We start from the raw sequence: 25,644 nt of genomic DNA, 5'->3' as shown, positions 1-25,644 counted from the left end.
TCTCATCTATTCAATCGCGAGTCGCAGGGCCTGCGCTGCCAGCCATGGCGCCAAGAAAATCGCCGCGCACGCCAATGCCGCGAGCAGCGACAATTCGGCCATGCCTGACTGCCCCGCCGCCACCGCAGCGACCGCGCCGCTACCAAAAATCAACACCGGCGCCAGCAATGGCAACACCAATAAAGCCAACAACACTTCGCCTTGGCGTAGGCCCAAAGTCAGTGCCGCGCCCACGCCGCCCAGCGTGGTAATAATCGGGGTGCCGACCAGCAAACTCGCCAACAGCATTAGCCATTGCTCGCTCGGCAGACCATATTGAATCCCCAGCAGCGGTGCGGCCAGCGCCAGTGGAATGCTGGTGGAGAGCCAATGCGCCATCATTTTTCCAGCCACCATGACGCCACTAGGGAATGGGGTGAGTAGTAATAATTCAAGCGATCCGTCTTGCCAATCGCCATGAAACAATCGCGGCAGTGCCAATAAATTGGCCAATAAGGCGGCAACCCACAGTACACCGGGGCCGATTCTTAGTAAGCCTGCTGGCTCAGGCCCGACGGCAAGTGGAAAAAGGGTAGCAACGAGGGCAAAAAACATTAAGCCCACCAGCACATCACCGCGCTGGCGCCATGACAGCAATAAATCACGCGCGACAATGCTACAAAAAAAACGCACTAAACCCATGCAGACTCCACACAAGGGGTTAGCGTCACAATCTGAGCATCTGCAATTGATCGGGGGAGATTTTGATGCGAGCTCAGCACTGCAATGCCGCCTTGTTGCAAATGTTCTGCAATCCAATCGCCCAGTTCGTGTTGGCCAGCCACATCTAGCGCCACTAAGGGTTCATCCATTAGCCAGATAGGGCGTGAAAAAGCCATAAAACGTGCCAAGGCCGCGCGCCGTTTTTGTCCTTGTGAGAGCCGACGTACCGGACTATCGATGCAGTACTCTAAACCTACGCGCACTAAAGTATTTAGGGCACGCTCCTCGCTCAAAATGACATTATGCATCTGAGCATACTGCAATAGGTTTTCCAGCGGGCTGAGTTGATCCTTCAACGCATCGCGATGCCCAAGGTAGTGTAATTGGGCGCGAAAATCATCCCCCCAATCCGCAGGGGATCGAGCTAGCCATGTCACGCTACCTTGTTGTATGGGGCGCAAACCAGCCAGCGTTTTGATTAAGGTTGTTTTGCCAACGCCATTGGGCCCCTGAATATGCAAACAGCATCCACGCGAAATAGCGAGTGTGAGCGGCATAAATAATGCTTTTCCAGCGCGACCAATCGATAGCTGTTGCAGCTCAAGCAAAACGAAAATCCTTTTTTACCGATGATAAATTTTATCGAATCTAGTAATTATATTTTAGGGTATTAACGGCTACCCCATTCGAGGTAGTATGAGTACCCACCAAAATATATACAATCAACGCCCATTTCAGACACAATTTTATGTGTCACGCACTGACTAGCCTGCTAGACAAGTCAGCAATTCTATTTTTCATACTAAGAATAATTCTGCATGCATTTCAAAGCGTTACTTCCTGCGGTTGCTGCATCAAATCAAAAAGATATTACTCTCGGGGTACTGGGTGCATTTCTTGGGCTTTTTGCTACCGAATGGGCGTGCCAATATTTATTGGGAATTCGTCCGCATTGGTTAATTGCACCAATGGGCGCCTCTGCCGTTTTGCTATTTGCTGCACCAGCCAGCCCTCTAGCACAACCATGGTCAATGCTAATTGGCAATTTGCTATCCGCGTTTGTGGGGGTGTGCTGCGCGAAGCTAATTGGAAATATCGCGCTGGCATCGGCGTTAGCTGTTTCGATTGCAATCGCGCTAATGCTACTCACGCGCAGCCTGCACCCACCCGGCGGCGCAGTTGCACTTACCGCGGTAATTGGAGGGCCAGCTATCAGTAGCCTAGGTTTTGAGTATGTTCTGGTACCAGTTGCAATTAATTCGATCGTCTTATTATTACTGGCTATCGCTTACGGTCAGTTAAGTGGTAAACGATACCCAAACTTTGCGGCTTCTACCTCATCGCATCGCACCCGTGACCCAGAACCCAGTCAGCGCCTGCAGTTAGATGCTAGCGATGTAACTTTTGCCGTCGCCCAACAACCCCATCTGCTGGATATCAGTCAGCAAGATCTGCAACAAGTGTTACGAGATGCGCAACTACACGCGCTTAAGCAGCAGATTGAAACAGTAAGATGTCGGGACATTATGTCGCAGGATGTCATTACCATTTCCGCACAAGACACTGGCGCCGTGGCTTGGCACAAATTATCGACCCATCGCATCAAAGCCTTACCCGTCATTGACGCCCAATCTGCTTTGCTTGGCATCATTACTTTGCATGATTTAATGATTGACCCTCTTACAGGTCAGCCTCGGGCTGCTAGCACTGCACAACGATTAGTGAGTGAGCTCATGACCACCGCTGTAACGACGGCCCAACCAGAGCAATCAATCCTTGATTTAGTGCCTTTATTTTCTGATGGCGGACTGCACCATTTACCGATTGTCGATCAATCTGGCTTAGTCGGCATCATGACTCAATCTGATATGGTCGCAGCTTTGTTCCAATGGGCGATTCGCGCTCAACATACCCAAGCAGAAACGCGAACCAAGGTCTAAGTACGTTTACCCATGATTCCCATCCACCCTAGCCTGCCAATACATCGGTAAATATACCTTCACCCATAAGATGATAGCCAATACAGCCAACAAAGCGGCAGCAAGATACAAACCATTTTGCCACGCTGGAATTAGCTCACCGAGTACGCGCGCTGCGGCCACACCATGCATCAACCAATATGTGGACCAAGCCAGTCCACCCGCCACTAAGGGACGACCCGAGTGGCCTAAGGTTACACGGGTCACAAAGGCCAACAGCATGGTGCAAAAAAAGCCCAATGTCAGTGCATGTAAAGGAGCAAAACCCAGCCCCCCCTGCCCCACCAATTGCATACCATCGCTTAGCGCCCACAACAATATCCCGATGCCTGCCCATGCAAAGGCCAGATGCAACATCGCTAGTAGCTTCACCGACCAAGCGGCCACCAGTTGCCAGCGCCAACTGGTGTAAATCAGCAGCACAGCCAATACCACACTAAATACAAAGGTATTGATATGTAAGCAGCGTAGTATGGCGACCACCCAGCAACACCCAGCCAGGGTATACAAGAGCCATAAAGGTCGCCACGCCGTATAAGCGCTAAGAACACTTTGGCTAAAAAATGGAATCATCCGATGGCTTACGGTTAAAAACACAGGAAGCAGTAAACCCCAAACCCCTATCTCAATCGCCCATAACCAAGCATTGTTCTGCTGCCCAAGCAACCAATACAACGCCGCCAGCATACCCAATGCGCCCAAGCTAAATGCCACACCGATACAATGGGCGTGTGCTTTGTCGAGCACATTACTGTTATAAATCGCTTGCCACCAAATCAATGCAGCACAACTCCACGCCAATACATGCAAGCCAATGCCAGCTCCCATCAACAGCACACTCCAGCGCCCAGCCAAGCAAAATAGCGAACCGACAGCGAAGCACAGCAAGACCATAGCATAGTGCAATAAACGCGGGCTATTCACACTCAACCAACGCGGGCCCGCTGTGTAAATAAACCCCAACATGAATAAGGGGAAAAAGCCATACACCATCACATAGCCATGCCAGAACATGGCCGGAATAACTGTCACCAGCGGCTGTGCGGCATGCCGGCTTAATAATTCCAGCCCCCATAACAACAAGCTGCCCAGTAGTAATAGCGCGCCCAGACTAAACCCCAATCGATGCGGCGCACTACTTAATATTTTTAAGGGGTTTTGCATTTGAAATTCTCCATTCCATCGGTACAAGCGCACTACTCACTCGAACAATCAGCCCTGCACTCATTCACACTACATCCCGACGCAGTAAACGTGGGAGCGTCATGCGTCCCTGCTAAGCCTGCACCTACTCAATCTTTCCCTCAATGCGCCAACTGTGTTTGCAAACTCGCAAGTAAGCGCAAATCTGGCTCAGCCGACAAGGTATCGCTGGCGCTCAGTACTTGCCCTTGCTGATCGAGCACGACAAAACGGGTGTTGTGGTTAATTTCACCCATGGCGCCGCGGCGATATTTCACACCCAGCGTGGCGGCTAACTGGCGGGTGTGGAAATCGTTATCACTGACGACAAGGCGATACACTCGGCCATCCATCTCGTGCATTTGGGCTAGCGCAGCCAAGCTTTTCGCATTATCGACACCGGGATTCAGACTCACCAACACCGCCTGCACTGCGCCGCGCTGCGCTGCAGGTAGTTGTGTAATCGTCCGTTTGACGTTCTCCAACACGATGGGGCAGGAAATATTGCAATCGCCATAAAACATCGTAATGAGTGTCGCTTTCTTGCCCGCCTGCCCCAGCTTGAATGGCTGATTGCTTTGATCGGTTAAAGGCACAGCCAGTTGAAACAAGGATTCGCCACTGACAGCCGCTGCCGCACTGGCAGTATGCTGATGTTCTTCGCACGCCCAGTTGGTGCTGATGCTGCCAAACAGCAGCACGGCAAATATCGCTTTGATGTTCATTTTTTATCCTTTCAATACGACTTTATTGTGCGGGTTTAGCACAGCGAAAACCCAAGCTGCCGACGCTGTCTTGCCCGTTGAGCGCAGCCAACAAGGCGATGCGCATCAGTACCGCGTAGTTTTCTTTGTCGCCCAAGCTCAACGAGGCCGCGCCACAGGTTTCAAATACTTTTTGCTCACCCTGCGCACGGCTATCAACGGTGACAAACAGCCCATTAAAATCATCGACCCATTCCCAGATCAGCTGATGCAGATCGTAAACGCCGTAAATATTGGCCGGATGCAGCCCGACATCAGGAAGGCGCTCGACGCTGGGTTTTTCGTACCAGCCCAAAATTTGCGCCCGCCACGCTGGATCATTGCGCGCGTCTTTGCGGCTTGCATCGGCCGCGGCGGCAAATTCCCATTGCGTCCAGCTCGGCAGACTCGCGCCTTCACTGGCGCAGTAGGCACTGGCAGCAAACCAGCTCACATTCGTCACTGGCGCATTCGGAGCATGCGGCGCAAAATCGCTCGCACTGTGCCACTGGCTCAAATAAGCACTCGTCGCGTACAGCGTTGCCGCTTTACCGCGCTGCCATTCGGGGTTGGCGAGAACAAAGCGTAAAAACTCGGCATTGGTTACGGGTTTGCTGCGCAGTTGGTATGCCGCAACCGGCACGGTCTCGCCATCCATCGGCAAGGCCGTGCGCAATGTGCCGCCAGCGATCGGAACGTAGTCGGCTGCGTGGAGACACCCTAGTACGAACGCAAAACAGGCGACAGCGGTTTTCATTTTGCGGCCCGCAGTTTTTTCACTTGCTCGGGTTTAAACGCCGCTTTACCACCATTGAGCGCGACGCTGACGTAATTGAGTACGTCGCTCATTTCCTGATCGCTTAAGTTTTGCGGCGGCATGGCGGAATTAAATTTCTGCCCGTTGACGGTTACTTCCCCAGTTAAACCATGCTCCAGAATTTTCACCACGGCGGCGGCTTGTGCTTTTTTAAAGTAATCCGATTGCTTCAGCGGAGGAAAAGCGCCCGGTAAACCCGCCCCATCGACCATATGGCACGAGGCACAGGTTTGCTGAAACACGGTTTTACCCGCCTCAAGTTCATTGGCAAACGCCGTAGCGGCAATCAGTGATAGCAATAGACAGATAGAGAAACGCATTTTGATGCTCCTTATGGTGTATATGGCCACAGCTAATTGACCTAGCCTGCTACAGCCATATACCCCGATGATTAGTGTTCAGCCTTTGCTGTTGCCGCTTTGCTGTAAATCTCTGGGTGCTCTTCGCCACTGACGCTCATAATGCCGATCGCACCTTTATGGAAAGCACGGCTGAGCGCGTGATCAACCAGCGTTAGATTGCCCGGCACCTTGGGCACAAACTCTACGATGGTCGAGCCGCCCGGTGGCACGGTCGTGGTTTGCACTTGTTCTTGGTATTTCAGGCCGCCTTCGTGGTAGACCTTGTCAAAGATCGCACCAATCACGTGGAAATTGGAAGCCACATTCGGCCCGCCCGAGCCAAAATACAGCCGCACTTTGTCGCCCACATTGGCGGTCAGCGCGTTTTTGCCGGTCAGCGAATTGCTTGCGCCGTTAAACAAGATGTAGCTCGCGTTTTCATCAATCGAGCGTTGCATATCAAACGGTTGCAGCCCGCCCGCACCAAACGCACCCGGCGTATAGAAATCGCCCTGCATCACGTAATACTCTTTATCGACCGGCGCCATGCCCGCTTCGGGTTCAACCAGAATCATGCCGTACATGCCGTTGGCGATATGCATCGCGACGGGTGCGGTCGCGCAGTGATACACATACAGACCCGGGTTCAGTGCTTTGAAGGTAAACGTTGCATCTTTGCCCGGCGCAATCAGTGTTTGCGGTGCCCCGCCACCGGGGCCGGAAACCGCGTGCAGATCGATGTTATGCGGCACTTTGCTGGTCGGCAGATTTTTCAGATGCAGCTCAACCGTATCGCCTTGGCGCACGCGTATCATTTTACCCGGCACGGTACCGCCAAAGGTCCAGAACATGTATTTGGTACCCGGTGTGATTTCACGGATCACTTCTTCGGTGGTCAGATTGACTATCACTTTGGCTGGCGTTTTACGCGCAATCGGTGCTGGCACCATGGGCGGTGCAGTCAATTCGGCTGTTTCGACTGGCAAATCTGCGGCGGCATCAGCCCATGCACTCATCGCAGCCAAACTACCGATGGCCAGCAGCAAACTCGACAGCAAGGCCCGATTGAAGCGGGGTTGAAACTGTAATTTCGACATCACATCCTCTCCTGTTAACACGCTTGTGTGATGTTATGTTGTAACTAATATACATATTAAACATTGACTAAAATCAATATGTATTTAATATACACATTAAGCACATTCAGCCCCAATATCACCCTGTTACGACCCAATGAAAACGGCGCTTAAAGCGCCGTTAGGTTTTGAAATACTTGATGTTTTTTTACATCAACATCACTTTATTGCCCACTGCAGCCACACCCGCCGCTGCCACACCCTTCACTGGCGGCTGCTTCAGCTACTTTCAGTGGCACAATTGCAAAATCAATCACCACCGCCTCCATATCACGTTGCACATAGCGCGCAACAACTTGCCCTTGATAACGCTGCTCGATCTGCGCCAACAGTGGCAAGGGGTCGTGATCGTTCACAAAACGCATGGTTTCGCCTTCAGTCAGCGATTCGAGTGCGCCGAAGATCGCCGCATGACGAAAACGTTTCGCAACACCACGTGCATCAAAACCATACACGCCATCCAGAGTTACATGAGAGCTGGCACAAGAAGACATAACATTTCCTTTCTAAGGGTATAGAACTGCATGCATTGATAAATAAAGCATGCAGGCCTATACCTATTTAAACTTAAGCTTGATTTTTGGCCAATTGACCATCAACGACGGGCACTGTTTTGCTGCTGTCTTTGCCTAGCAAACGTAATGCAAAGACCGCCAAATACAACACACCCACCGCAAACACGATGTCACCGGGTACACGCAACCACACCAGCGTTTCCATCACGGATGAGTGGATGATTTCAGCTGAGCGTGCATACCACAGACCATGCTCAACACTCGCCGCAGCCTGATAAATACCCGCCGGCAACAAGGACATAAACACCATCATAAAGAGGCCTATATTCATGCTCCAGAAAGCAGGTTTGAGCAGGCCATCATTCCACTTCGCTGCAGGTGCAAGACCACGCAGACAGAACAGCATCAGACCAATCCCCAGCATGCCGTACACCCCGAACAGTGCAGCATGACCATGGGCAGCGGTCATATTCAGACCTTGCACGTAGTACAGTGCGATCGGTGGATTAATTGCAAAGCCGAGCAGACCGGCACCGACGGTGTTCCAGAAACCCACCGCGACAAAGCACATGATCGACCAGCGATATTTCTCAACCCATGGCGCAGCTTGGGTGTGGCGATAAGTGTGATACGCCTCAGCCGCAATCAGCGCCAGTGGCACCACTTCGAGCGCAGAGAACATCGCGCCAACCGCAATCACCGAAGTCGGTGAACCGGTGAAATACAGGTGATGCAAAGTACCCAGAATACCGCCGAACAGAAAGACGATGGTCTCCAGCACAATCGCGCGGTTCGCAGAAGCAGTGCGGATCAAACCCAGACGGCTCAGTAGCAAGGCAATTACGGCGGTGGCGAATACTTCAAAGAAACCTTCCACCCACAGGTGAACCAACCACCAGCGCCAGTATTCGATCATCGCGTAGTGAGTTTTTTGCCCCCATACCAGTGACGAGGCGTAGAACAGACCAATACAGACCGCAGAAATAAACACCATCGCGATCAAGCCTTGAGACTCAGATGGTTTACGCAGCGCAGGCCACAGACCACGACCCAGCAAAGTAGCCCAAATCAGCAGACCAATAAACAGCAGAATCTGCCACACACGCCCCATGCTGGTGTATTCCAGCCCCTGATTACCGAGCCAGAAGCTGTAATTGCTACCCAAGCGTTGCATTGTGCCGATCCAGCCACACGCAATCGAGCCGACCACAATCAATAGCAAGGCATAAAACAGCGCATCGGTGCCCAGCTTCTGGAATTTCGGCTCTTTACCGCCCAATACAGGCGCCAAGAACAAGCCCGTCGCCAACCATGCCGTTGCAATCCACAACACGCCTAGCTGGGTATGAATCGTACGACTCACAGTAAACGGCAAGGCTTCAGCCAGCGGAATACCAAAGAAGCTTCCGCCCTCTACCTGATAGTGCGCGGAGATAATCCCCATCCCGACTTGAGCCAGCAAGAGGCCGATCACGACATAGAAATACTTGAACGTGCCCTTCATTGACGGTGTCAGTTGCAGCGAAATCAGCGGATCTTTATCGGGACAGACAGTCGGCTCTTCCTCGCGCTGCATATTGTGAAACAACACCATCGCCGCAATACCGCCAATCAGCAAAATAATGCTGGCGATCGACCATAAGCTCGTGCCCGTCGTGGGCGTGTTTTGCACCAATGGTTCGTGCGGCCAGTTGCTGGTGTACGAAATATGGTTTTCACCTGGGCGATTGGTTGCTGCCGCCCATGCTGACCAGAAGAAGAACGCGGGTAGCGCTTTCAGATCATCAGCATCTTTGATCGAGCCAGCGATCATCGCATATTGCTCGCGCAACTTGTCTTGCGCCGGATCAGTACCAAACAGACTTTCGTAGTGCTGCGCAACTTGTTGCATCGCCAGCGCACGATCAGCCTGAATGGTCACCGTATCTTTGGCTGCATCGTAGGTATTGCTGCGCATCACCGACACCACGCGCACATCAATCGGCGCCTGCTCTTCGCGGCTTAATTGCGCGTAGTCTTTTTTAAACTGCTGTTGCGCCCAGATATTGCGTAGTGCGAGCACCTCGCGATGCAGCCAGTCAGCTGACCAATCAGGCGCCACGTAGCTACCATGCCCCCAAACGGAACCCATTTGCTGGCCGCCCGCAGAGAGCCAAGCTTCCTGACCACGCTGAATTTGTTCGGCGGTATATAAGACCTGACCGCTACTGCTGACGATTTGTTGTGGAATGGGGGGTTTGTCGAGATAGATTTCCCTGCCTATCCAGCCTAAGGCGGCAAAAGACAGGAAAAACACAATCGCAAGCCAGCGCCAAAGCGTGCGCGTTTTTTGCATGATAGTTCTCCGTTGAGGGTGAAATGAGGTGTCAAGGCCGATAAGTTACATATTACATGCAACTTTTATAAACATGCAAACAGAATACATGTTAAAGCCTGTTTATGGCGCACGGTTTACTGCAGACTGCATCAGCAACGGAATTCATACATCAAGAAAAACCACGCAACATAATGGGTATATCGCTATAGGTCGATTTGAAATTGAACTATAGCGATATACCCAGCAGCGTATTTTTGAGAAGATATTTCAGGGACGCAAACCGGGCGGGTGAAGTTCGATGGTAAAGATGGCGCCCAACTCAACCGGATTGCTGACCAGATCAGCCAGCGTATAACGATCGAGTACGGCGTACAGCGCCTGCAACGCTTCGTTCAAAATAAATTTGAGTCGACAGACGCTGGCGATATTGCAGCTATTATGCTCGCGATCAAAACACTCGACGATCGGGCTATCTTCTTCACTCAGCCTCACTAAAGCGCCGATATTGATCGCCGCAGGCGGGCGCGATAGCAGCATGCCGCCGCCCTTGCCGCGCATCGTATCGATGAAACCCTGCCGCGACAGAAAATTAACAACCTTCATCAAATGATTATCCGAAATGCCATACGCTTGGGCGATTTCACTGCGTGTCACCACGCCGCCGTCTTTCATCGCCACATAAATGAGCGTTCGCAAGCAGTAATCGGTAAAGACATTTAGGCGCATAGACTGGTATCCTCTGAAAATACGCATTTTTAATGCATATTACCTCAAAATAGGTAGCGTGCAATCAGAGTTTGCGCCAATCAGGAATCTACCTCCAAAGGCAATACCTGACCGAGATCAAACCAGCAGCCCAAAAAGCTGCTTAGGCTGTATTTAATGACCGCAAGGAGAGACCACGATGAGCATTACCAGCGCCCTATTACAGCAGCATCGCCACTGCGATGAATTTCTCGCTCAAGCCGAACGCGCCGCACGCGCCGCGCAATGGCATGATTGCATCGCGGCCAGCCAACTATTTTGCCAAACCACCGAAGCGCATTTTGCACTCGAAGAAGAATCGCTGTTTCCCGCTTTTGAGCAAGTCACTGGCATGCGCAACGGCCCGACCGAAGTCATGCGCGGCGAGCACGCGCAGGCACGCGATTTGATGCAAGGCCTGCAAGAAGCCGCCAACAATCACGATGCCGATGACTTTATCGGCTGTGCCGAGACGCTGCTGATTTTATTGCAACAACATAATATGAAAGAGGAAAACATCCTCTACCCGATGTGTGATCGCAGTATTCCTGAATTTGCCGAGCAACTTGCGTAAACCATGGCCGATCTCCAGCTAGATTTGCGCGGCTTAGCGCCCCCCGAACCGATGGAGCGCATTTTGCAATGGCTGGATGCGGCCAGCGCAGGTGAAACGCTGCTGGCGCATCTGCCCCACACCCCTTACCCGCTGTACGATCATTTACGCCTGCGTCGCTGCCACTGGGAATGTGCCGAGCAAGCGGATGGCTCGGCGCTACTTTGTGTGCAGCGGGATTAGGCGATGTTCCAGCCTGAATTTAGCCTGCCTGTTGCGCTACCGCTGCGGTTCTTTCGCACTGCGCCGCTGTGGTTAGCCCTCGCTGCGCTGGCGGCCTTCGGTCTTGAGGCTGGTGAATGGCCGCAGCGCTACTCACCCGCGCTATTGGCCATTACGCATCTGCTGATGCTCGGGTTTATTGGCAATATCATGGTAGGCGCCTTACTGCAGGTCTGCGCCGTATTAACGGGGATCAGAGCACAACACCCCGAGCGCTGGGGCTGGATGCTGTGGCTTGGATTACAAACGGGTACAGCACTACTCGCGCTGGGTTTATGGCAAATGCAAACACATTATCTGCAAACCGCAGCCGTATTATTACTGCTCAGCTTAGGTGCCTTGGCGGTTTGGCTACTGACTATGCTCTGGCGTAGTCGCCAAGCCAGCGCCCTCGTTTACCCCATCGCAGGCTTGGCGCTCACCGTATTGAGTGGCGCCTTGCTAGTCGGCGTGCTGAGCGTCGCTTGGCCTGCTCTGCCACTGGCTGATCTGCTGCGCGCGCATATCACCTTGGGCAGTATGGCGTGGATTTTTGCGCTGATTATCGTCGTTGGATTAACCGTAATTCCAATGTTCTTGGTGGCCCCCAGCTGGCCTGCGCGGATCAGCCGCTATCTACCGGCGGGGCTGGCCATCGCCGTGCTCGGTGCAGTCATCAACGCCCAATTACTCGTTTTGCTGCTGATGCCAGCGCTGATCTGGTTGATTGCACTCTACCGTTTACTGCACCAAAGCCAGCGCCGCGCAGACCCTGCCCGCTATTTATGGGCGTGGGGCGGGTTTAATTTAATCGTTTGCACGGCTTTAGTGCCATGGCTCGATGGGCTCTCAACGAGTTGGCCAGCGCAAGAGGGAATCCCCGTGCTGCTTGCGCTGCACTTTATCGTGGCCGGCTTACTGCCGATTTTCACAGCAATGCAAGCCAAGATTATCCCGTTTTTGCTGTGGATGGATTACCGCTTGCAAGTACTCAGCGGCGGACAGTTGCGGCATATGGGGCAGTTGTGGCCAGAAAAACACTTAAAACGCTTAAGTTATCTAGTTTATCTGCTGGGTATTAGCCTATTGCCATTGTATCTATTCGCTTTCAAAGCAATACCCGCACTAATCATGATCTTCGCGGCCGCATTAAGCTATTGCCTTGAACGCGCAATTGTCCATAAAAAACGGGCTTGTGTGAGTTGATCATTTTCTGAGTAACTGACTCACGCAGGGAGAAAAAGCAGCAGGTACGTTGAGGCTTTGTTGCTCAAATCAGCTTGAAGACGAATTACCCCAAACCCAAGACGGATTTTAAAGCAGCGCATTTTGGTTTCTACCAAGCTACGCCGATGATAGCCTGAGCACTTTTCCCTGATGGATCGACCCAAGTATTGGGTCGCACGTAAAATCGCATTTTGAGCTCGTGCACCCGCGATATTTTCTTTCCGGAACTGTGCATTCTTCCGCATGGGAATGATTGTAGCCGCTCCATGGACCGCAATGGCATTGTGGCATTCCTTGGTGTCATAAGCGCCATCACCCTTAATCACTGCGATCTCTTCAAACGCCAGTATCTGATTCATCAACTCAGGCTACATCGGCGCATCACCTGCCTTGTTATCAATGACTTCTATCGCACGAATTTCAAGGGTTTCGGCATCAATGCCGAGATGAGCTTTGCGGGATTGTCGCGATGCTCATGGTAAAGCTCCACGAGAGTTGTTCGTTGGTACTCTGAGTCTGGCACCGTGAATCGCCCCAGGTTTCCTGGGCACCTAAAGAGCCTCAAAATGAGGTAACTAGGAGGTCTTGTGAGCAAGTCAAAACGCTATATCGAAGAGTTCAAAATCGAAGCCCGTTAAGCAGGTGACCGAGCGCAATTATCCGTTAGCAGAGATCGTCGAACGACTTGATGTTTCTTTCCACAGTATTTATAGCCGGATCAAATCTTACGCCAATCTTGCGAATATTTCAGGCCAAGCCAAATTTCAGCAAGATGAGATCCGGCAACTTAAAGCCGAGCTACACCACGTCACCGAAGAGCAAGATATTTTAAACTGGCCACCGCGTACTTTGCCAAATTGTCCGGGTAAGGTACGCCTATATTCGCGGTCACCGAGCCCAATCGGGTCTGGGTCATCGACATTATGTATATTCATACGCATGAAGGTTGGCTGTATCTGGCCGCCGTCTTGGATTTGTTCTCACGGAAAGTGGTGGGCTGGTCAATGGGCGCACGCATGGATAGCGAATTGGCTATCAAAGCACTATTGATGGCTGTTTGGTGGCGTAAACCGGATCAAGAAGTGTTGGTACATTCTGACCAAGGGAGCCAATTTAGCAGCTACGAGTGGCAAGATTTGCTGTGCGCACCAAATTTGAAGCCAAGCATGAGTCGACGCGGCAATTGCCATGACCACGCGGTAGCATAGCTTCTTCCAATTATTGAAGCAAGAACGAATCAAGCGGCAAACCTACCGAGACAGTGAAGAAGCCAGCCGTGATGTCTTCAATTACATTGAGATGTTTTACAACCCCAAGCGTCGGCACAGTTTCAATAATGGGCTATCGCCAGTAGAGTATGAAAAGAAGCATTTCGAACGGCTCGGAAGTGTCTATAAAACACGGAGCGATTCAGACAGCTTTATTGCTGCAATCTTATTGAAAACCAATATTACCGCGACCAAAAAGCCAATGATCTAAATCATTGGCTTTTTGATTGATGCACTAATCACTCAGCGACAATCTTTCGCGCGCGTATTCCAGTACGCTACATCAAATGTCGGCTCGCTATCGCTGCTTTCAACGGCTGGCACGCGAACATCCAGCACGCGCAAACATTCGCGCCAAGCTGCTTGTACGCCCAAATCGCCATCCGCTGGGATCGCTGAAATTTGCCCCAGACCATTGGAGAGTTGCACTTGCCCCTCGCGCCAAATCAACTGGCGCCCCGCAGCGAGCGAGCTGCCACTGCTCAACGCACTGGCCAGCAGCCAATGCTGCTCGCCCTGAGTCAAGCTTAAGCGCGTTTGCGGCCCTAGCGGGTGGGCCTGACGTAGCAACTGAACCTGAACGCGTTGACGGGGTAAGTGCAGCGGTGCGGCGAGCCCCCGAATGTCTATCGTTTGCCCCTGCACCTTCACGCGAGCCTGATCGCCCGTTTGCTTCACACTGCCCTGCCCTTCGAGGGTCTGCCCCAGCGCCAGCGTAGTCTCAATCTGCAACGGTGCCGCAGGTGCTTGTGCAGCCAGAGCGAGTCCCGCCACCAGCAGCGTGGCCTTAGTCAAATTGTGCATAAGGTGAGGCCTTTTTTAATTCATGGAAAAACTCGGCATGCGGTGCATCTTCAACCGAATGCTCGAACTTGTCATGCATAAAAGCGCGTGATTTTTTGGCAATTTGCCGCTCATTGCTCTCGGTACTGCGCAACATCGCTGCACCTGCGCTACCTTGGCTGGTGCGGGCAAAGCGCAAAGCAATATTGCCCCAATCATCATAATCCTGCAGATACCCGAGCGCACCGTCGCCATTGACGTCGAGTGCATACGTTGCAGTATTGAGGGCGCGACTATTATTCCAGTCGGCATAAATACCGGCGTCGACACCTCGACCAATGCTCAGTGCTTCATTCAGTGCATTTTCGTTCATCCGTTCGCTGCTGCCGTCGGAATAATCAATGCGATAAGTTGCGCTACATGCGCTGCCTTCCAATGCACAACTGCTCAAGCTGTAATAGCCTTTGTTCAGATAATAGCGCTGAACAGGGCCAATACTGCCGGCACGATCACCCAGCCCTTGCAACTGATACAGGTAATTCATAATGCTGTAGTAGTTGGGCTTGTAATTGGTGTTCTCAAACCCGCCATGACGCAGGCCGAGGTTATGCCCCAACTCGTGCATGATCGTACCCGCCTGGTAGTTGATCAGACGATAACGATTGCTGGCGGTACTGCTGTTCAAGCCCCATTTACCCAGCGAAACAATGAAATCATTGCCCCCGATTTCGGCCACGCCGGACGAACCCGAGCTACCGTCCAGATTGCGGCTGCTGGCCATCAGCAGGTAGTGGAAAATCTGACGGCGGCGGATATCCATGCTGCCAGCCTTGTAATCGGCGATACCGCTGCAGCCACTGACGGGTGCTAAATCGGCACACGCCGCAAACGCCACCGTTTTGCCGCCGCCCAGATTGAAGTTGACGGGGCTAAAGCTGGCCGAATAGAGATTACCAACGTCAAACAAGACGTCGATATTCCGGCGCGCAAAGGCATCAACCACCGCCTGCAAGGCTTCGCGCTGAGGTTTAACGCCTTCGTCGGTGCTTTGCATGCTATCGAGCTGGATCAAGACACTGGGTCGCCCAGCGCGCACGCCCATGGCATAGAGATCAAGCCCGGCATAAGTGCCGCCCGCGACTTTGGCCGTGCTGGGGATGCCATCGCCATCGTCATCGGTCGCCCCCGCAGGAACATCATTGCGCCCACCGGGGGTCGAGAACGCGACATTCTGCCAATCTGCAGCAGTATTGCTATCCGCGCTTTGTAAATAAGGGCGTACCAGTGCATACCCATAGTTATTACTTAAGGCTGCCGCATTGCTACCGCTCCATTGCCCCGCACTCAAAGGCTGATCACTGCTGCTACCAAAGCGGACGAAATCAGCCGTAACGCCATTTCGAACTAATTCGATCGCGCCACTATTGCTGGTCCAGCGCGGATAATTGCTACTTTGGCCCAGATAAATAATCTGGTTGGTATTGAGTTGCCCGGCTGCGCCCGTTTTGGCCGCCAGCACCAGCAATCCTTCATTAGCCAAAGTGCCACTGCCCACGGCAAATTCGCTGATCACATTGCTATTATTGCGAACACGAACTTTCAGCTCGGCCAGATTGACGCTGCTCCCACTCGCATTGCGAATTTCAAACCAGCTGCCTGTGCCATTCGGATCACTCGCCACCTCATTAATGACCAGCCCCAGCACCGGCGCAGCGCTCGCTTGCGGTGTCGGAGCAATGCTTGGAGTGGGGCTGGCCGTCGGCTTCACGGTCGGTGCGGCGCTCGGTGTAGCCGTTGGCACCGCACTCGGCGCTGGGGTCGCGCTTGGTTTGGGCGTCGGGCTGGCCGTAGGTTTTACCGTCGGTGTAGCGCTCGGTGTAGCAGTTGGCACCGCACTCGGTGTTGGGGTCGCACTTGGTTTGGGCGTCGGGCTGGCAGTGGGTTTTACCGTCGGCGTGGCGCTCGGCGTAGCCACAGGGCTTGGTGTCGGTTTAACAGTGGGCGTCGCCGTCACTGCAGGGCTCGCCTGTGGCGTTGCAGTGGGTGCTGGGGTATTGCTAACAGGTGTTGCGGTGGCAGAGCTTGCTGCACATACCCCCAGATCGAGCCATACGCCCCATTGCCCGGTGGTGCTAGGAATTTCACCCTTGGTCCACCACTTGGCTTGGTAATTACGACCGTTGTAGTTGACTTGATTACCCGCCACATAGATCGCACTACTACTCCATACGGCGGGACACGCGCTGGTGCCTGCACTCACGCCGGCATTCGTTGCTGGGCTGCTGCTCGTCGCTGCCGCACTGACTGGCAGCCATAAAGCAGCCGCCTGTTTTGGATTCCAACCCGCGCCGACGAGTGCCTCATGGCTAACTCTGGCCTGATAGCGTTGCCCTTGAAAAGTCACCTCAGCACCCGCTCGATAATGCTGCCCTTCTTGCCATGGGCTCGCGGCCCATAACGAGCTGCTGAGTACGACCATCCCAAGCAGACTCATTGCATGCTTTGGTAATTTATTTTTGCGCACTTTGTCTCTCTCTTATTTTTGTAAGCTAGGGATATTACTACATGATGACGACGGCATTAACATGCACCGATACTCGGTGCATTGTCAAAATACACCAGAGGTAGTTAGTACCCAATTCTGCTAGAAACCGACGTTCAAGTAGCAGATAGCAGCGAGTTTGGAGCGAGAAGGTAGCACGCCATCGACGTGGTAGCTTATTTAATGCCTAGTATTCGTGCGGAGCTCCCTAAGCAAATTCATAATTTTTCACGGCGCAGACACCACAACTTTGCAGGTTAAATTTAATCTTTCAAATTCTAACAACCTCCCTTTGGATTGAATCAAGCACCAGACAGGGTTATGGGCTGTCCTGAGGGAGCACTGAATTCACCCTATAAATTAGCAAACAAATCGGCTTGTACTGTTAATGCCGAAACAGATTCTGGTCGTTTTCGCCGCGAACCAGAATCACGACGACTTCCATGCTTCTGATATACGGCTTTTGATAATTCATCCATCTGAGGTTGTGCGCGCCGCCAATCACTGATCCGCTGTTTGGCCAGTTGCATTGAGCGGGCCCAATCCACCACCGGCCACGGATAATCGCGCCCCAGCATGCAGCCCGCTTCGCGCTGTATGCCTTCGGGCATCAGCCAGGGCTCGAAAATGCACCAATCGGGCACTCGCCGCAGTGCCGGTAACCAATGCCGCACAAATGCGCCGCGCGGATCATGCTCTTGCGCTTGCTTGATCGGGTTGTAAATGCGCAGCGTGTTAATGCCGGTGACGCCCGATTGCATTTGCACCTGCGGGTAATGAATGCCCGGCTCGTAATCCAAAAACAGCCGCGCCAGATGCGCCGCCGGCTGCGGCCAATGCAGCCAGAGGTTGTTGCTGGCAAAACTCACCAGCATGGCGCGCATGCGAAAATTGATCCAGCCAGTGTGCCGCAGCATCGCCATGCAGGCATCGATCAAGGGATAGCCCGTTTCGCCAGCGGCCCACGCCTGAAAATACGCGGGGTTAAATTGACTTTCCCGCAGGCCCAAATAGGCCGGATTTTGCGCAAATTGCTCAAGCTCAGGCTCAGATTCGAGCTTTTGCATAAAGTGGCAATGCCAGTGCAAGCGGCTTTCAAAGCTGCGCAGCGATTGCGTCCAGCGCGTTGGGCTGGGCGCTTCGGCTTTCAGTTGCGCCGCCCGCCGCCGCGTGGCCTGCACCACTTCACGCAGCGACAGGCAGCCAAAACTTAAATATGGCGATAAGCGCGAACAGGCCGATACAGCCTTCAGCGGGCTGGAAATCCCGCCGCGATATTGCCCGCCCCGCTCCAGCAAAAATGCCTGTAATGTGTTCACCGCCGCGCGGCGCCCGCCAGCCAGGCGCGCCGCAAAATCCTGGCCCTGCGCCGGCGTATCGGCCCAGAAATCGCCCGCCGCGCCCTCCTCACCAACAGGCCAGCTGGGCCAAGCCGCCAGTGCCGCATCTTGCGCCCATTTCAGTTTGGGCGCGGGGCTGGCCGCCATCCGCCCCTGCCAGTGGCGCTGCCAGTGATCACGATTAGCCAGCCGGCGCACAACCCCATTTTGCGGCCATTCTTGCCAAGGCACACCAGCCGCGCGACACCACGCGGCCACCGCCCGATCGCGAGCAAAGCTGGCGAGATTGCCGGTTTCTTCGTGCGAATACAGCCCAGCCAACGCCACCTGCTGCTGCAAAGCCTGTAAGGCCGGCACCACCTCGCCGGGATACACATACAGCCGCAAGCCAGCTCGCGCCAAATCATGCGCCAGTTCCGCCAAACATTCACGGGTAAACGCCCAATGCCCGGCGCTGTAATCGGGCTGCGCCTGCAGACTAGGCTCGCGGCAATACAGCACCACCACCGGCCCACGCTGACTGGCTTCCCATAATGGCCAATGATCGTGCAAGCGAAGATCTTTTTTTAGCCAAACCACATGAACTGGCATATTCATTACTGTATGCCCCCTCAACCTATCAGCGTAACCATCATTAAAGACCAGACCCGAATAAAAACCGCCTATGAATACCACAAAGCACAAAACAGTACCAATCGGTATCAATAGTACATTTGCATCACGCTGCAAAGCCGTCGTTCAGAATGCACAGCTTGATGATCGCGAATAAAGGCGTACTTTACCCAGACAACTTGGCAAAGTACGCGACGGCCTTTTTGAAAATATCTCACTCCTCGGTGACCCAGCGTAGTTCGGCTTTAAGTTGCCGAATCTCATCTTGCTGAAGATCAGTGTGAGCTGAAACAGGCACAGGATTTGCGTAAGGTTTGATCCAGCTATAAATACTGTGGCAAGAAACATCAAGTCGTTCGGCGGCCTCTGCGACGGGATAATTACGCTTGGTCACCTGTTTGACTGCTTCGATTTTGAATCACTTTAGTGTAGCGTTTTGACTTGCTCACAAGACCTCCAAATTACCTCATGTTGAGGCTCTTTAGGTGTCAAGGAAACCTGGGACGATTCACTCAGCTCAGTATCAGTGGCTTTATTACTATGTCAAATAAATGTGCTTATTCAAAAAAGCTTAATGAACCACTAGCCTTCGCAAAAGCCACTTGTACCGCCGTATCACTACGATTAGCCCACCGGATTAAATTGAGCTGCTGAGCTTGGTCGATATTCAACTGACCATTAAGCAAAGCTGATAGCGTCGCTTCGCTACTAATTAATACCACCCCGTCGGTTTTGGGGGTGATATGCGATTGCATCAACACGTTGCCACCCAAAACATCAAATCGAGTCCAAAGCTGCGAGTCAAATAAATACACGCTGAAATTGTTATCTAACTGTGCCAACTGCAGACGCCGACGTAACTGTTCCAACCAGCCAGTCACACGGGCCAAGCCTTCTGCCGCGACTAATGCTTTAGGCTCTGTGAGTTGCTTGCTCTCGACTGCTCGCTTCGTTGCCAGCGCCACCGATAAACTTCCTGGGTAGCCTTGAACAAAAGGATTGTTGACTTGCCCATCATAGCCGCAAGCATAAGCTAAATGTAGCGGAGCCAGTAAAGAACAGCCGACGATCAAGGCTGAAAATTTCATCATTATTGACCTAATAAAACGCCGATTAAACGACGTAAAAGCCCGAGCTGGATTGCTCGGGCTTATTTTTAAACCGCGCAAAACCGCGGCATTACAACCCAGACGGTTTAAGGCGTTACGATATTGAACCAGAATTTATAGGTATCAAGCATGCCCATAAAGTCTTCAAACGCTGCTGCATCACCATCTATTTTCACTTTGCCACCGGCAACGGCTTTTTCAAGCGTCGTAGCTCCCAGCTGAATATCGTCCAGCGTGGTTTTGCTCATCGTAATCGTGGCATCTGGTTTGGCTGCCTGTTTGCGGGTGTGGTTCAAAACAGCATTTTCAACGTACAAAGTGTGTTTCTCTTTGATGTCGGTGAAGTTGATGTTCAGCGCCAGTTTTTTGCCTGCTGCTTTCTCAGGCAAAATACGTACTGCGAGGTAATCAAACAGCATGTCGGGTTTCATCGCACGGATGGTATCTGGGCTGGCAGTTTGCGTACCACCAGTACTTGGTACGCCATTGCGCAACTCATACGCACCTTGCAAATACACACCACGCCATGGGCCAGATTCAGCTTGGTAACCGAGCTGCTCTAAAGCATCCGCCAGCAGTTCTTTCGCTGCAGTATTGTTTGGGTTAGCAAACACAGCATGTTTCAAGACTTCAGCTACCCAGCGGTATTCACCTTTGTCGAAAGAAGCTTGGGCTTTTTTAAGCAATTCTTCTTCGCCACCCATGAATTCAACGTATTTAGGGCCAACCATTTCTGGTGGCAAGTTATTAAGATTTGATGGATTGCCGTTGTACCAACCCATATAACGCTGATAAACCGCACGGCTGTTATGACGCAAAGTGCCATAGTAGCCACGGTTAGGCCAGAAGTTGTTCAGTTCTGGTGGCAAAGTGATGGTTTCAGAAATCTCTTCACCAGTCAGACCTTGGTTCATCAAACGCACAGATTGGTCATGCGTGTATTTGTACAAATCGCGTTGTTTTTTGAAGTAATCAACGATGTTGTCGTTACCCCAACGTGGCCAGTGGTGGCTCTGGAATTTAACGTCAACTTTGCCGCCCCAAGTCTCAATGGTTTCATTTAGGTAAGATGCCCATTTGAGCGCATCACGGACTTGCGCGCCGCGCAGTGTCAGGATGTTGTGCATTGTGTTGGTTGCATTTTCCGCCATCCACAGTGCTTTGTGTTGTGGGAAATAGGTATTCATTTCCGCTGGCGCTTCGGTGCCAGGCGTCATTTGGAACACCATTTTCACGCCATCAACGTCCACTTCTTGACCGGTTTTGGTCACAGTAATGTTTGGCAATACCAAAGTAGGTGAGCCTGTTGAGGTCGTTTGACCCAAGCCACCATTGACACCACCACGCTCATTACGTGGCAACAAAGCGCCATACATGTAAATCGCGCGACGACCCATTGCATTACCGGCAATCACGTTCTCAGACACTGCGTGTTCTGTGAAGTGCTCTGGCGCGATTACTTTTACTTTGCCTGATTTGAAATCGGCTTCTGAAGCCAGTCCACGCACGCCACCGTAATGGTCTACGTGGCTATGGCTGTAAACCACGCCAACTACTGGGCGCTTACCCAAAGTTTTGTTAATGAAATCCAGTGCCGCTTTAGCAGTTTCTGGAGAAATCAGCGGGTCAAAAACGATCCAGCCGGTTTTACCTTCGATAAACGTGATGTTTGAAAGGTCAAAACCTCGGATTTGGTAAATTTTGTCGCTGACTTTGTACAAGCCATATTGCATATTAAGCTGGGCATTGCGCCACAAGCTTGGATTCACGCTGTCCGGTGCTGGCGCGTCCAAAGTAATGTATTTTTTGTAGGCTTCCAAATCCCAAACCACATCGCCTTTGGCATTTTTGATGGTCAAGGTTTCTGGTTTAGCGATAAAGCCTTTGGCCGCATCGGCAAAGTCTTGTTTGTCGCTGAATGGTAGGTCTTTCAATACTTGTTGGTTTGCTGCTTTTGTAAATTCAGTCGCTGGTTTTGATTCGGTCGCGGCAAAGGTGGCAGTGCTGCCGATCAGCGCGATCAAGGTTACTAGGTGTTTTAGTTTGCTCATGTGTCATTCCCGTAGATTAATAATTTTATATTCAGTGCTTTAGATTTTTTGTCACTGAGCCACCCAAAAAAACGGACATAAATTACAAACAAACTATACTTTAGCAAGCGCAAAACAACAATTACCAACAATAAAATTTCATAATTCTTTCACAAAATAAATAAAATGATTTTATACGAACTTCAATGCAACATTGCGGCCATACTCTCATCGTCTGGCAAGATTTGATGCTTAATAAAAAAGCCAAATGTACATTTGGCTTTTTAGAAAACTAACTCTCGCATCACAAGTGGCAAAGCAACAAGATCAAGTTAGAGCGAGTTTGGCTCTGTAGCTCAAGCTTTACTCAGGAAAATGCCCTCCCAACGCCTGATGCAAGTTAATCCGATTATTCAGGCGCTCACTTTGTACACGCAGCAAATTCGCTTGCGAATTAGCGAGACTCAGTTGCTGCTGGAGTAATTGATAAGCATCTGCCTTCCCCACTTTTTGCTGCACTTGGGCAAAGCCTAGCGATTTTTCTAATTGCACGTTTTGACTATCTACTGCTTTTTGACGCTGAAGCAAACTACGCTCAGCCGCCAGTGCACCCTCTACCTCGTTAAATGCTGTGAGAGCTGTTTTGCTGTATTGCGCAATCGCTTCCTGCTGTTTAGCTGTTTTTGCTTCGATTTGAGCTTCAAGCACACCACCGGTAAAAATGGGAGCTAACAATTGCCCAGTCATCGCCCAAAGCGGATTTTTCAAGCTAGGATCAAGCACGATGATTGAATCTTCAATGTACGCAAACCCAGCACTGAGCTTCAATGATGGCAAGCGGGCACGTTGAGCCGCTTCAACATCCTGAAATGCCGCGCGAAAACGTTGCTCTGCGGCTAAAACATCTGGACGACGCGTCATTAACTCGGCGGGAATACCCGCAGGTAGCTCAGAACTGGCAAGTGGTAAAACGGATGTTGTTACAACTTCCGCAGCCGGATAGCGCCCCAGTAAAACCTCCAAACTTCGCCGGGCTTGATTCAGACTTTGCTCATTACTGGCCACTTGATTGCGATAAACCGCCACGGTGGCTTCATTGAGGGCAACGTCTTGAGCTGTATTCCGTCCAACTTTATGACCCGTTTGAATTAACTTTACTTGTTGCTCGGCCATCCGTTGCATTTGCTGCGCTAACTCTAGTTGCTGAGTCGCCTCGATGATTGAGATCCACGAGCGCGTTACAGCAGCAGCTATCGCTTGGCGACTGTATTGCAAATCAAGCTCACTAGCCTGAAAACGCGCGCCAGCAGCAGCCTCTTCAGACTTGAGACGCCCCCACAAATCAATTTCCCAAGCCGCCACCAAACCGATACCCGTAGTACTCATGCTGGATGTCGGAATCGCAGAATCCCCGGCCTGCGCGCCAATTGCCAAGCTAGGCAGCAAAGGGCCACCAGCGGCTTTGAGCGCGGCACGTGATTGCTCGATGCGCGATGCCGCAATACGCAGATCAGTATTATAGAGCCAGGCTTCTGCAATCAAGCTCTTGAGCACGGCATCTGGCGTAAAGCCTAAGGCCTTGACATCAAATTGCCCCGGCGTTTGTTCATGCCGCCATTGCACAGGAACACTAGCCTGACCCAGCGCCAATGGCATCAATTCGTGCTGACTCGGTGGGGTGCTCACTGCGCACCCCAACAAAACCCCTGCCCCCAGCAACACCGAAAGTAATGTGTGTGCTTTCAACATTCACCCTCCTTAGTGCAGCTTAAGCACAAGGTAATTCATCAACGATTGTGCACGTATCATCACCATCCGCAACAAATGCAGCGGCGCGAGCTTTTCGGTATATACCGCACCACCACCTCGTGACCCCATTGGGATAAATGGCAGGGCTGTCCCTTCTTTGGCAATCGGGATTAGTTTCACCGCATACTTTTGTGGAAGTGGAGCATGTGCCATTTCAACAGGGGCATTTGGAACGGCACCTGATTGCATAATTTGTCCTTGGCCATTTGCCCAGACAATTGAATCTACTTTGGCATACAACAAATCGCCCGGTAGTGTTTTCAAAGCAATTTCAGCCTTATCGCCAGGCTTAACATAACGCAATTCATTTTGCTCAAAGAAAGCCAGAATCCGTTGTTCATGCTCAACAAAACTCATCGCAGGTTTAAATGGCATCGACACCAAATAATTACCCGGACGTACCGCAACATTGATGGCATAGCCATCTGCCGGAGCACGAATCACCGTAGAATCCAAATCATACTGAGCCGCTTCTAGCTGCGCTTTAATTTGCGCAACACTGGCCAAATCAGGTCCTACAACGCCTTCGAGCTTAGTCATTACCCGCGCTTCAGCCGTCTTGGCACTGGCGACAGCCGACTCGGCCTTTTTCACTTCGGTGCTAAAGCTCTCAACATCGTATTGATTGCCAGCGCCCGCCTTAGCCAGTTCCGTGGCTTGTGCCAGACGTTTTTTCATCAAATCCAAATGTGCTTGCGCAGCGATCGTATTACTTTTCGCGCTATCCAAATCCTGCCAGAGCGTTTTGGCAGATGCTGTTGCATCGGCTAATTTGGCTTGCAATTCTTTCACTCGAAGCCGATATGGCGTACTGTCTATTTCTAAAAGTACATCACCTTTTTTTATCAGTGTGTTGCCTTCAACGGCTACCCGAGTTACGGTACCTTGTACTCGCGGTACAATTTCTGCCACAAAGTTAATGACCCGCACGTCACTCGATGATGGCGTTACCACATTGATCGTCAAAATAATCGTGGCAGCCAACACCAGCGCCCCTGTAGCGGCACCCACCTGAGTTTTAATATTCCATGGAAACCATTTTAATTTAATAAACACCAGCCAAATCAGCGCGCAGTAACCACCAATAATCATCTCAAGCATGGCTTTTCTCCTCCGCGGCTGGCGCAACGCTACTCGATTGCTTGCTGATAATGAGTTCGCGTTTATTGACTAAGCCGTCGAGCCGTTCTTTGAGTAACATGATTTCATCATCAACGATGGCCAAATCGAGTGGTTTGCTACCATGCTCACCGTCCGGCTTTAAGAAAAAATCATCATGTTTATCGGTGCCATAGGCCATTTTATAAGTGACAGGTTTGGTAAACGCCCATAGCCATGCAATCGGCCACAACAAACCGCCAAAAACCAAAGACAATAAACACAAAACTTGAATCGAATCTTTTTGTGGGTGATGCTTCTTTTCAGCAATCACTTCGGGCAAGACGTGTAATTTCCAGAAAATATAAATAGCCACCAGTGGTACCACAGCAATCACCACCCAGACCATTACATCGGCAATTTTCTCTTCCATGCCGGGCGCAAAGGCACACGCATAACTTGGTAACACCGTTGTTATCAACGCAGACAGTGCGACTGCGCACCTACTATTTAATTTCATATTATCTCCCAGACAA

Annotated in this window: 23 protein-coding genes and 2 pseudogenes; 5 read left to right on the top strand and 20 right to left on the bottom strand. The window is 51.7% G+C overall.

Features of this window, described 5'->3' with window-relative positions:
- Positions 1–6: 6 nt before the first annotated feature.
- A complete protein-coding gene (ccmB, locus tag HZU75_RS11750; RefSeq protein ID WP_180306228.1) occupies positions 7–681 on the bottom strand; it encodes a heme exporter protein CcmB in 675 nt (224 codons plus the stop codon).
- Positions 672–1,310 (bottom strand): cytochrome c biogenesis heme-transporting ATPase CcmA, encoded by a 639-nt coding sequence (ccmA, locus tag HZU75_RS11745; RefSeq protein WP_180306227.1) that lies wholly within the window; start codon positions 1,308–1,310, stop codon positions 672–674. The genes ccmB and ccmA overlap by 10 nt, the downstream gene beginning before the upstream one ends.
- 210 nt (positions 1,311–1,520) lie before the next feature.
- Between ccmA and HZU75_RS11740 the strand changes: the two genes are divergently transcribed.
- On the top strand, positions 1,521–2,642 hold the full coding sequence (locus HZU75_RS11740; protein ID WP_180306226.1) for an HPP family protein: 1,122 nt from the start codon (positions 1,521–1,523) through the stop codon (positions 2,640–2,642).
- Between the two features lie 6 nt (positions 2,643–2,648).
- On the opposite strand, the gene HZU75_RS11735 is transcribed toward HZU75_RS11740, so the two are convergent.
- The 8 genes from HZU75_RS11735 to HZU75_RS11700 form a co-directional block, all read right to left on the bottom strand.
- Entirely contained in the window at positions 2,649–3,845 is a 1,197-nt protein-coding gene (locus HZU75_RS11735) for an NnrS family protein (RefSeq protein ID WP_180306225.1), read from the bottom strand.
- Between the two features lie 140 nt (positions 3,846–3,985).
- Entirely contained in the window at positions 3,986–4,588 is a 603-nt protein-coding gene (locus HZU75_RS11730) for an SCO family protein (protein ID WP_180306224.1), read from the bottom strand.
- Between the two features lie 22 nt (positions 4,589–4,610).
- Positions 4,611–5,363 (bottom strand): formylglycine-generating enzyme family protein, encoded by a 753-nt coding sequence (locus HZU75_RS11725; RefSeq protein ID WP_180306223.1) that lies wholly within the window; start codon positions 5,361–5,363, stop codon positions 4,611–4,613.
- Positions 5,360–5,743: a c-type cytochrome gene (locus HZU75_RS11720; RefSeq protein WP_180306222.1), complete on the bottom strand. Its 384-nt coding sequence runs from the start codon at positions 5,741–5,743 to the stop codon at positions 5,360–5,362. Before HZU75_RS11720 ends, HZU75_RS11725 begins: the two co-directional genes overlap by 4 nt.
- A 71-nt stretch (positions 5,744–5,814) precedes the next feature.
- Positions 5,815–6,861 (bottom strand): copper-containing nitrite reductase, encoded by a 1,047-nt coding sequence (gene nirK / locus HZU75_RS11715; protein ID WP_180306221.1) that lies wholly within the window; start codon positions 6,859–6,861, stop codon positions 5,815–5,817.
- A gap of 203 nt (positions 6,862–7,064) precedes the next feature.
- On the bottom strand, positions 7,065–7,394 hold the full coding sequence (locus HZU75_RS11710; RefSeq protein ID WP_180306220.1) for a DUF2249 domain-containing protein: 330 nt from the start codon (positions 7,392–7,394) through the stop codon (positions 7,065–7,067).
- 73 nt (positions 7,395–7,467) lie between these two features.
- Entirely contained in the window at positions 7,468–9,750 is a 2,283-nt protein-coding gene (locus HZU75_RS11705) for a nitric-oxide reductase large subunit (RefSeq protein WP_180306219.1), read from the bottom strand.
- A 249-nt stretch (positions 9,751–9,999) separates the two neighbouring features.
- On the bottom strand, positions 10,000–10,458 hold the full coding sequence (locus tag HZU75_RS11700; RefSeq protein WP_180306218.1) for an RrF2 family transcriptional regulator: 459 nt from the start codon (positions 10,456–10,458) through the stop codon (positions 10,000–10,002).
- Positions 10,459–10,636: 178 nt separating this feature from the next.
- Here HZU75_RS11700 and HZU75_RS11695 point away from each other — a divergent pair, with 178 nt between their 5' ends.
- Genes HZU75_RS11695 through HZU75_RS11685 form a run of 3 tightly spaced genes read left to right on the top strand, consistent with a single transcriptional unit; the run spans position 10,637 to position 12,496 of the window.
- On the top strand, positions 10,637–11,050 hold the full coding sequence (locus tag HZU75_RS11695; RefSeq protein ID WP_180306217.1) for a hemerythrin domain-containing protein: 414 nt from the start codon (positions 10,637–10,639) through the stop codon (positions 11,048–11,050).
- A 3-nt stretch (positions 11,051–11,053) separates the two neighbouring features.
- The gene (locus HZU75_RS11690; protein ID WP_180306216.1) at positions 11,054–11,272 is read left to right on the top strand and encodes a DUF2249 domain-containing protein; all 219 of its coding nucleotides are present in this window, start codon (positions 11,054–11,056) and stop codon (positions 11,270–11,272) included.
- 3 nt (positions 11,273–11,275) lie between these two features.
- On the top strand, positions 11,276–12,496 hold the full coding sequence (locus tag HZU75_RS11685) for a hypothetical protein (protein WP_180306215.1): 1,221 nt from the start codon (positions 11,276–11,278) through the stop codon (positions 12,494–12,496).
- A 20-nt stretch (positions 12,497–12,516) separates the two neighbouring features.
- Here HZU75_RS11685 and HZU75_RS11680 read toward each other — a convergent pair.
- Positions 12,517–12,984, bottom strand: a pseudogene (locus tag HZU75_RS11680) (transposase); the annotation flags it as partial.
- Positions 12,985–13,104: 120 nt separating this feature from the next.
- Here HZU75_RS11680 and HZU75_RS11675 point away from each other — a divergent pair.
- Positions 13,105–13,909: pseudogene (locus HZU75_RS11675) on the top strand (IS3 family transposase); the annotation flags it as partial.
- A 119-nt stretch (positions 13,910–14,028) separates the two neighbouring features.
- Here the strand turns inward: HZU75_RS11675 and HZU75_RS11670 are convergent.
- From HZU75_RS11670 to HZU75_RS11630, 9 genes are all read right to left on the bottom strand, one after another.
- A complete protein-coding gene (locus tag HZU75_RS11670; protein WP_180306213.1) occupies positions 14,029–14,589 on the bottom strand; it encodes a hypothetical protein in 561 nt (186 codons plus the stop codon).
- Positions 14,573–17,092 carry a carbohydrate-binding protein gene (locus HZU75_RS11665; RefSeq protein ID WP_180306212.1) on the bottom strand — a complete coding sequence of 840 codons (2,520 nt, stop codon included), beginning with the start codon at positions 17,090–17,092 and terminating at the stop codon, positions 14,573–14,575. Before HZU75_RS11665 ends, HZU75_RS11670 begins: the two co-directional genes overlap by 17 nt.
- Positions 17,093–17,463: 371 nt before the next feature.
- Positions 17,464–19,047 (bottom strand): cryptochrome/deoxyribodipyrimidine photo-lyase family protein, encoded by a 1,584-nt coding sequence (locus HZU75_RS11660; protein ID WP_228028039.1) that lies wholly within the window; start codon positions 19,045–19,047, stop codon positions 17,464–17,466.
- Between the two features lie 229 nt (positions 19,048–19,276).
- Complete coding sequence (locus tag HZU75_RS17780; RefSeq protein WP_373279649.1) at positions 19,277–19,474, bottom strand: transposase; 198 nt, start codon at positions 19,472–19,474, stop codon at positions 19,277–19,279.
- 145 nt (positions 19,475–19,619) lie between these two features.
- Positions 19,620–20,153 carry a hypothetical protein gene (locus HZU75_RS11650; protein ID WP_180306210.1) on the bottom strand — a complete coding sequence of 178 codons (534 nt, stop codon included), beginning with the start codon at positions 20,151–20,153 and terminating at the stop codon, positions 19,620–19,622.
- Between the two features lie 104 nt (positions 20,154–20,257).
- Positions 20,258–22,222: an alkyl/aryl-sulfatase gene (locus HZU75_RS11645; protein ID WP_180306209.1), complete on the bottom strand. Its 1,965-nt coding sequence runs from the start codon at positions 22,220–22,222 to the stop codon at positions 20,258–20,260.
- A gap of 342 nt (positions 22,223–22,564) precedes the next feature.
- Positions 22,565–23,950, bottom strand: coding sequence for a TolC family protein (locus HZU75_RS11640; RefSeq protein WP_180306208.1), 1,386 nt, complete (start codon positions 23,948–23,950; stop codon positions 22,565–22,567).
- A 9-nt stretch (positions 23,951–23,959) separates the two neighbouring features.
- The gene (locus HZU75_RS11635) at positions 23,960–25,111 is read right to left on the bottom strand and encodes an HlyD family secretion protein (RefSeq protein WP_180306207.1); all 1,152 of its coding nucleotides are present in this window, start codon (positions 25,109–25,111) and stop codon (positions 23,960–23,962) included.
- Positions 25,104–25,628: a DUF3302 domain-containing protein gene (locus HZU75_RS11630; protein WP_228028038.1), complete on the bottom strand. Its 525-nt coding sequence runs from the start codon at positions 25,626–25,628 to the stop codon at positions 25,104–25,106. The genes HZU75_RS11635 and HZU75_RS11630 overlap by 8 nt, the downstream gene beginning before the upstream one ends.
- Positions 25,629–25,644 lie beyond the last annotated feature (16 nt).

Source organism: Chitinibacter fontanus, from assembly GCF_013423785.1.
GTDB classification, from domain to species: Bacteria; Pseudomonadota; Gammaproteobacteria; order Burkholderiales; family Chitinibacteraceae; genus Chitinibacter; species Chitinibacter fontanus.
Note: the sequence above shows the minus strand (reverse complement) of the source record. Positions and strands in the feature narration are given on the sequence as shown.

Excerpts from the sequence above, each read along its gene's own strand:
- ccmB (WP_180306228.1), bottom strand. The coding sequence starts at position 681 with ATGGGTTTAGTGCGTTTTTTTTGTAGCATTGTCGCGCGTGATTTATTG.
- HZU75_RS11740 (WP_180306226.1), top strand. The coding sequence starts at position 1,521 with ATGCATTTCAAAGCGTTACTTCCTGCGGTTGCTGCATCAAATCAAAAA.
- HZU75_RS11735 (WP_180306225.1), bottom strand. The coding sequence starts at position 3,845 with ATGCAAAACCCCTTAAAAATATTAAGTAGTGCGCCGCATCGATTGGGG.
- HZU75_RS11730 (WP_180306224.1), bottom strand. The coding sequence starts at position 4,588 with ATGAACATCAAAGCGATATTTGCCGTGCTGCTGTTTGGCAGCATCAGC.
- HZU75_RS11725 (WP_180306223.1), bottom strand. The coding sequence starts at position 5,363 with ATGAAAACCGCTGTCGCCTGTTTTGCGTTCGTACTAGGGTGTCTCCAC.
- HZU75_RS11720 (WP_180306222.1), bottom strand. The coding sequence starts at position 5,743 with ATGCGTTTCTCTATCTGTCTATTGCTATCACTGATTGCCGCTACGGCG.
- nirK (WP_180306221.1), bottom strand. The coding sequence starts at position 6,861 with ATGTCGAAATTACAGTTTCAACCCCGCTTCAATCGGGCCTTGCTGTCG.
- HZU75_RS11710 (WP_180306220.1), bottom strand. The coding sequence starts at position 7,394 with ATGTCTTCTTGTGCCAGCTCTCATGTAACTCTGGATGGCGTGTATGGT.
- HZU75_RS11705 (WP_180306219.1), bottom strand. The coding sequence starts at position 9,750 with ATGCAAAAAACGCGCACGCTTTGGCGCTGGCTTGCGATTGTGTTTTTC.
- HZU75_RS11700 (WP_180306218.1), bottom strand. The coding sequence starts at position 10,458 with ATGCGCCTAAATGTCTTTACCGATTACTGCTTGCGAACGCTCATTTAT.
- HZU75_RS11695 (WP_180306217.1), top strand. The coding sequence starts at position 10,637 with ATGAGCATTACCAGCGCCCTATTACAGCAGCATCGCCACTGCGATGAA.
- HZU75_RS11690 (WP_180306216.1), top strand. The coding sequence starts at position 11,054 with ATGGCCGATCTCCAGCTAGATTTGCGCGGCTTAGCGCCCCCCGAACCG.
- HZU75_RS11685 (WP_180306215.1), top strand. The coding sequence starts at position 11,276 with ATGTTCCAGCCTGAATTTAGCCTGCCTGTTGCGCTACCGCTGCGGTTC.
- HZU75_RS11670 (WP_180306213.1), bottom strand. The coding sequence starts at position 14,589 with ATGCACAATTTGACTAAGGCCACGCTGCTGGTGGCGGGACTCGCTCTG.
- HZU75_RS11660 (WP_228028039.1), bottom strand. The coding sequence starts at position 19,047 with ATGAATATGCCAGTTCATGTGGTTTGGCTAAAAAAAGATCTTCGCTTG.
- HZU75_RS11650 (WP_180306210.1), bottom strand. The coding sequence starts at position 20,153 with ATGATGAAATTTTCAGCCTTGATCGTCGGCTGTTCTTTACTGGCTCCG.
- HZU75_RS11645 (WP_180306209.1), bottom strand. The coding sequence starts at position 22,222 with ATGAGCAAACTAAAACACCTAGTAACCTTGATCGCGCTGATCGGCAGC.
- HZU75_RS11640 (WP_180306208.1), bottom strand. The coding sequence starts at position 23,950 with ATGTTGAAAGCACACACATTACTTTCGGTGTTGCTGGGGGCAGGGGTT.
- HZU75_RS11635 (WP_180306207.1), bottom strand. The coding sequence starts at position 25,111 with ATGCTTGAGATGATTATTGGTGGTTACTGCGCGCTGATTTGGCTGGTG.
- HZU75_RS11630 (WP_228028038.1), bottom strand. The coding sequence starts at position 25,628 with ATGAAATTAAATAGTAGGTGCGCAGTCGCACTGTCTGCGTTGATAACA.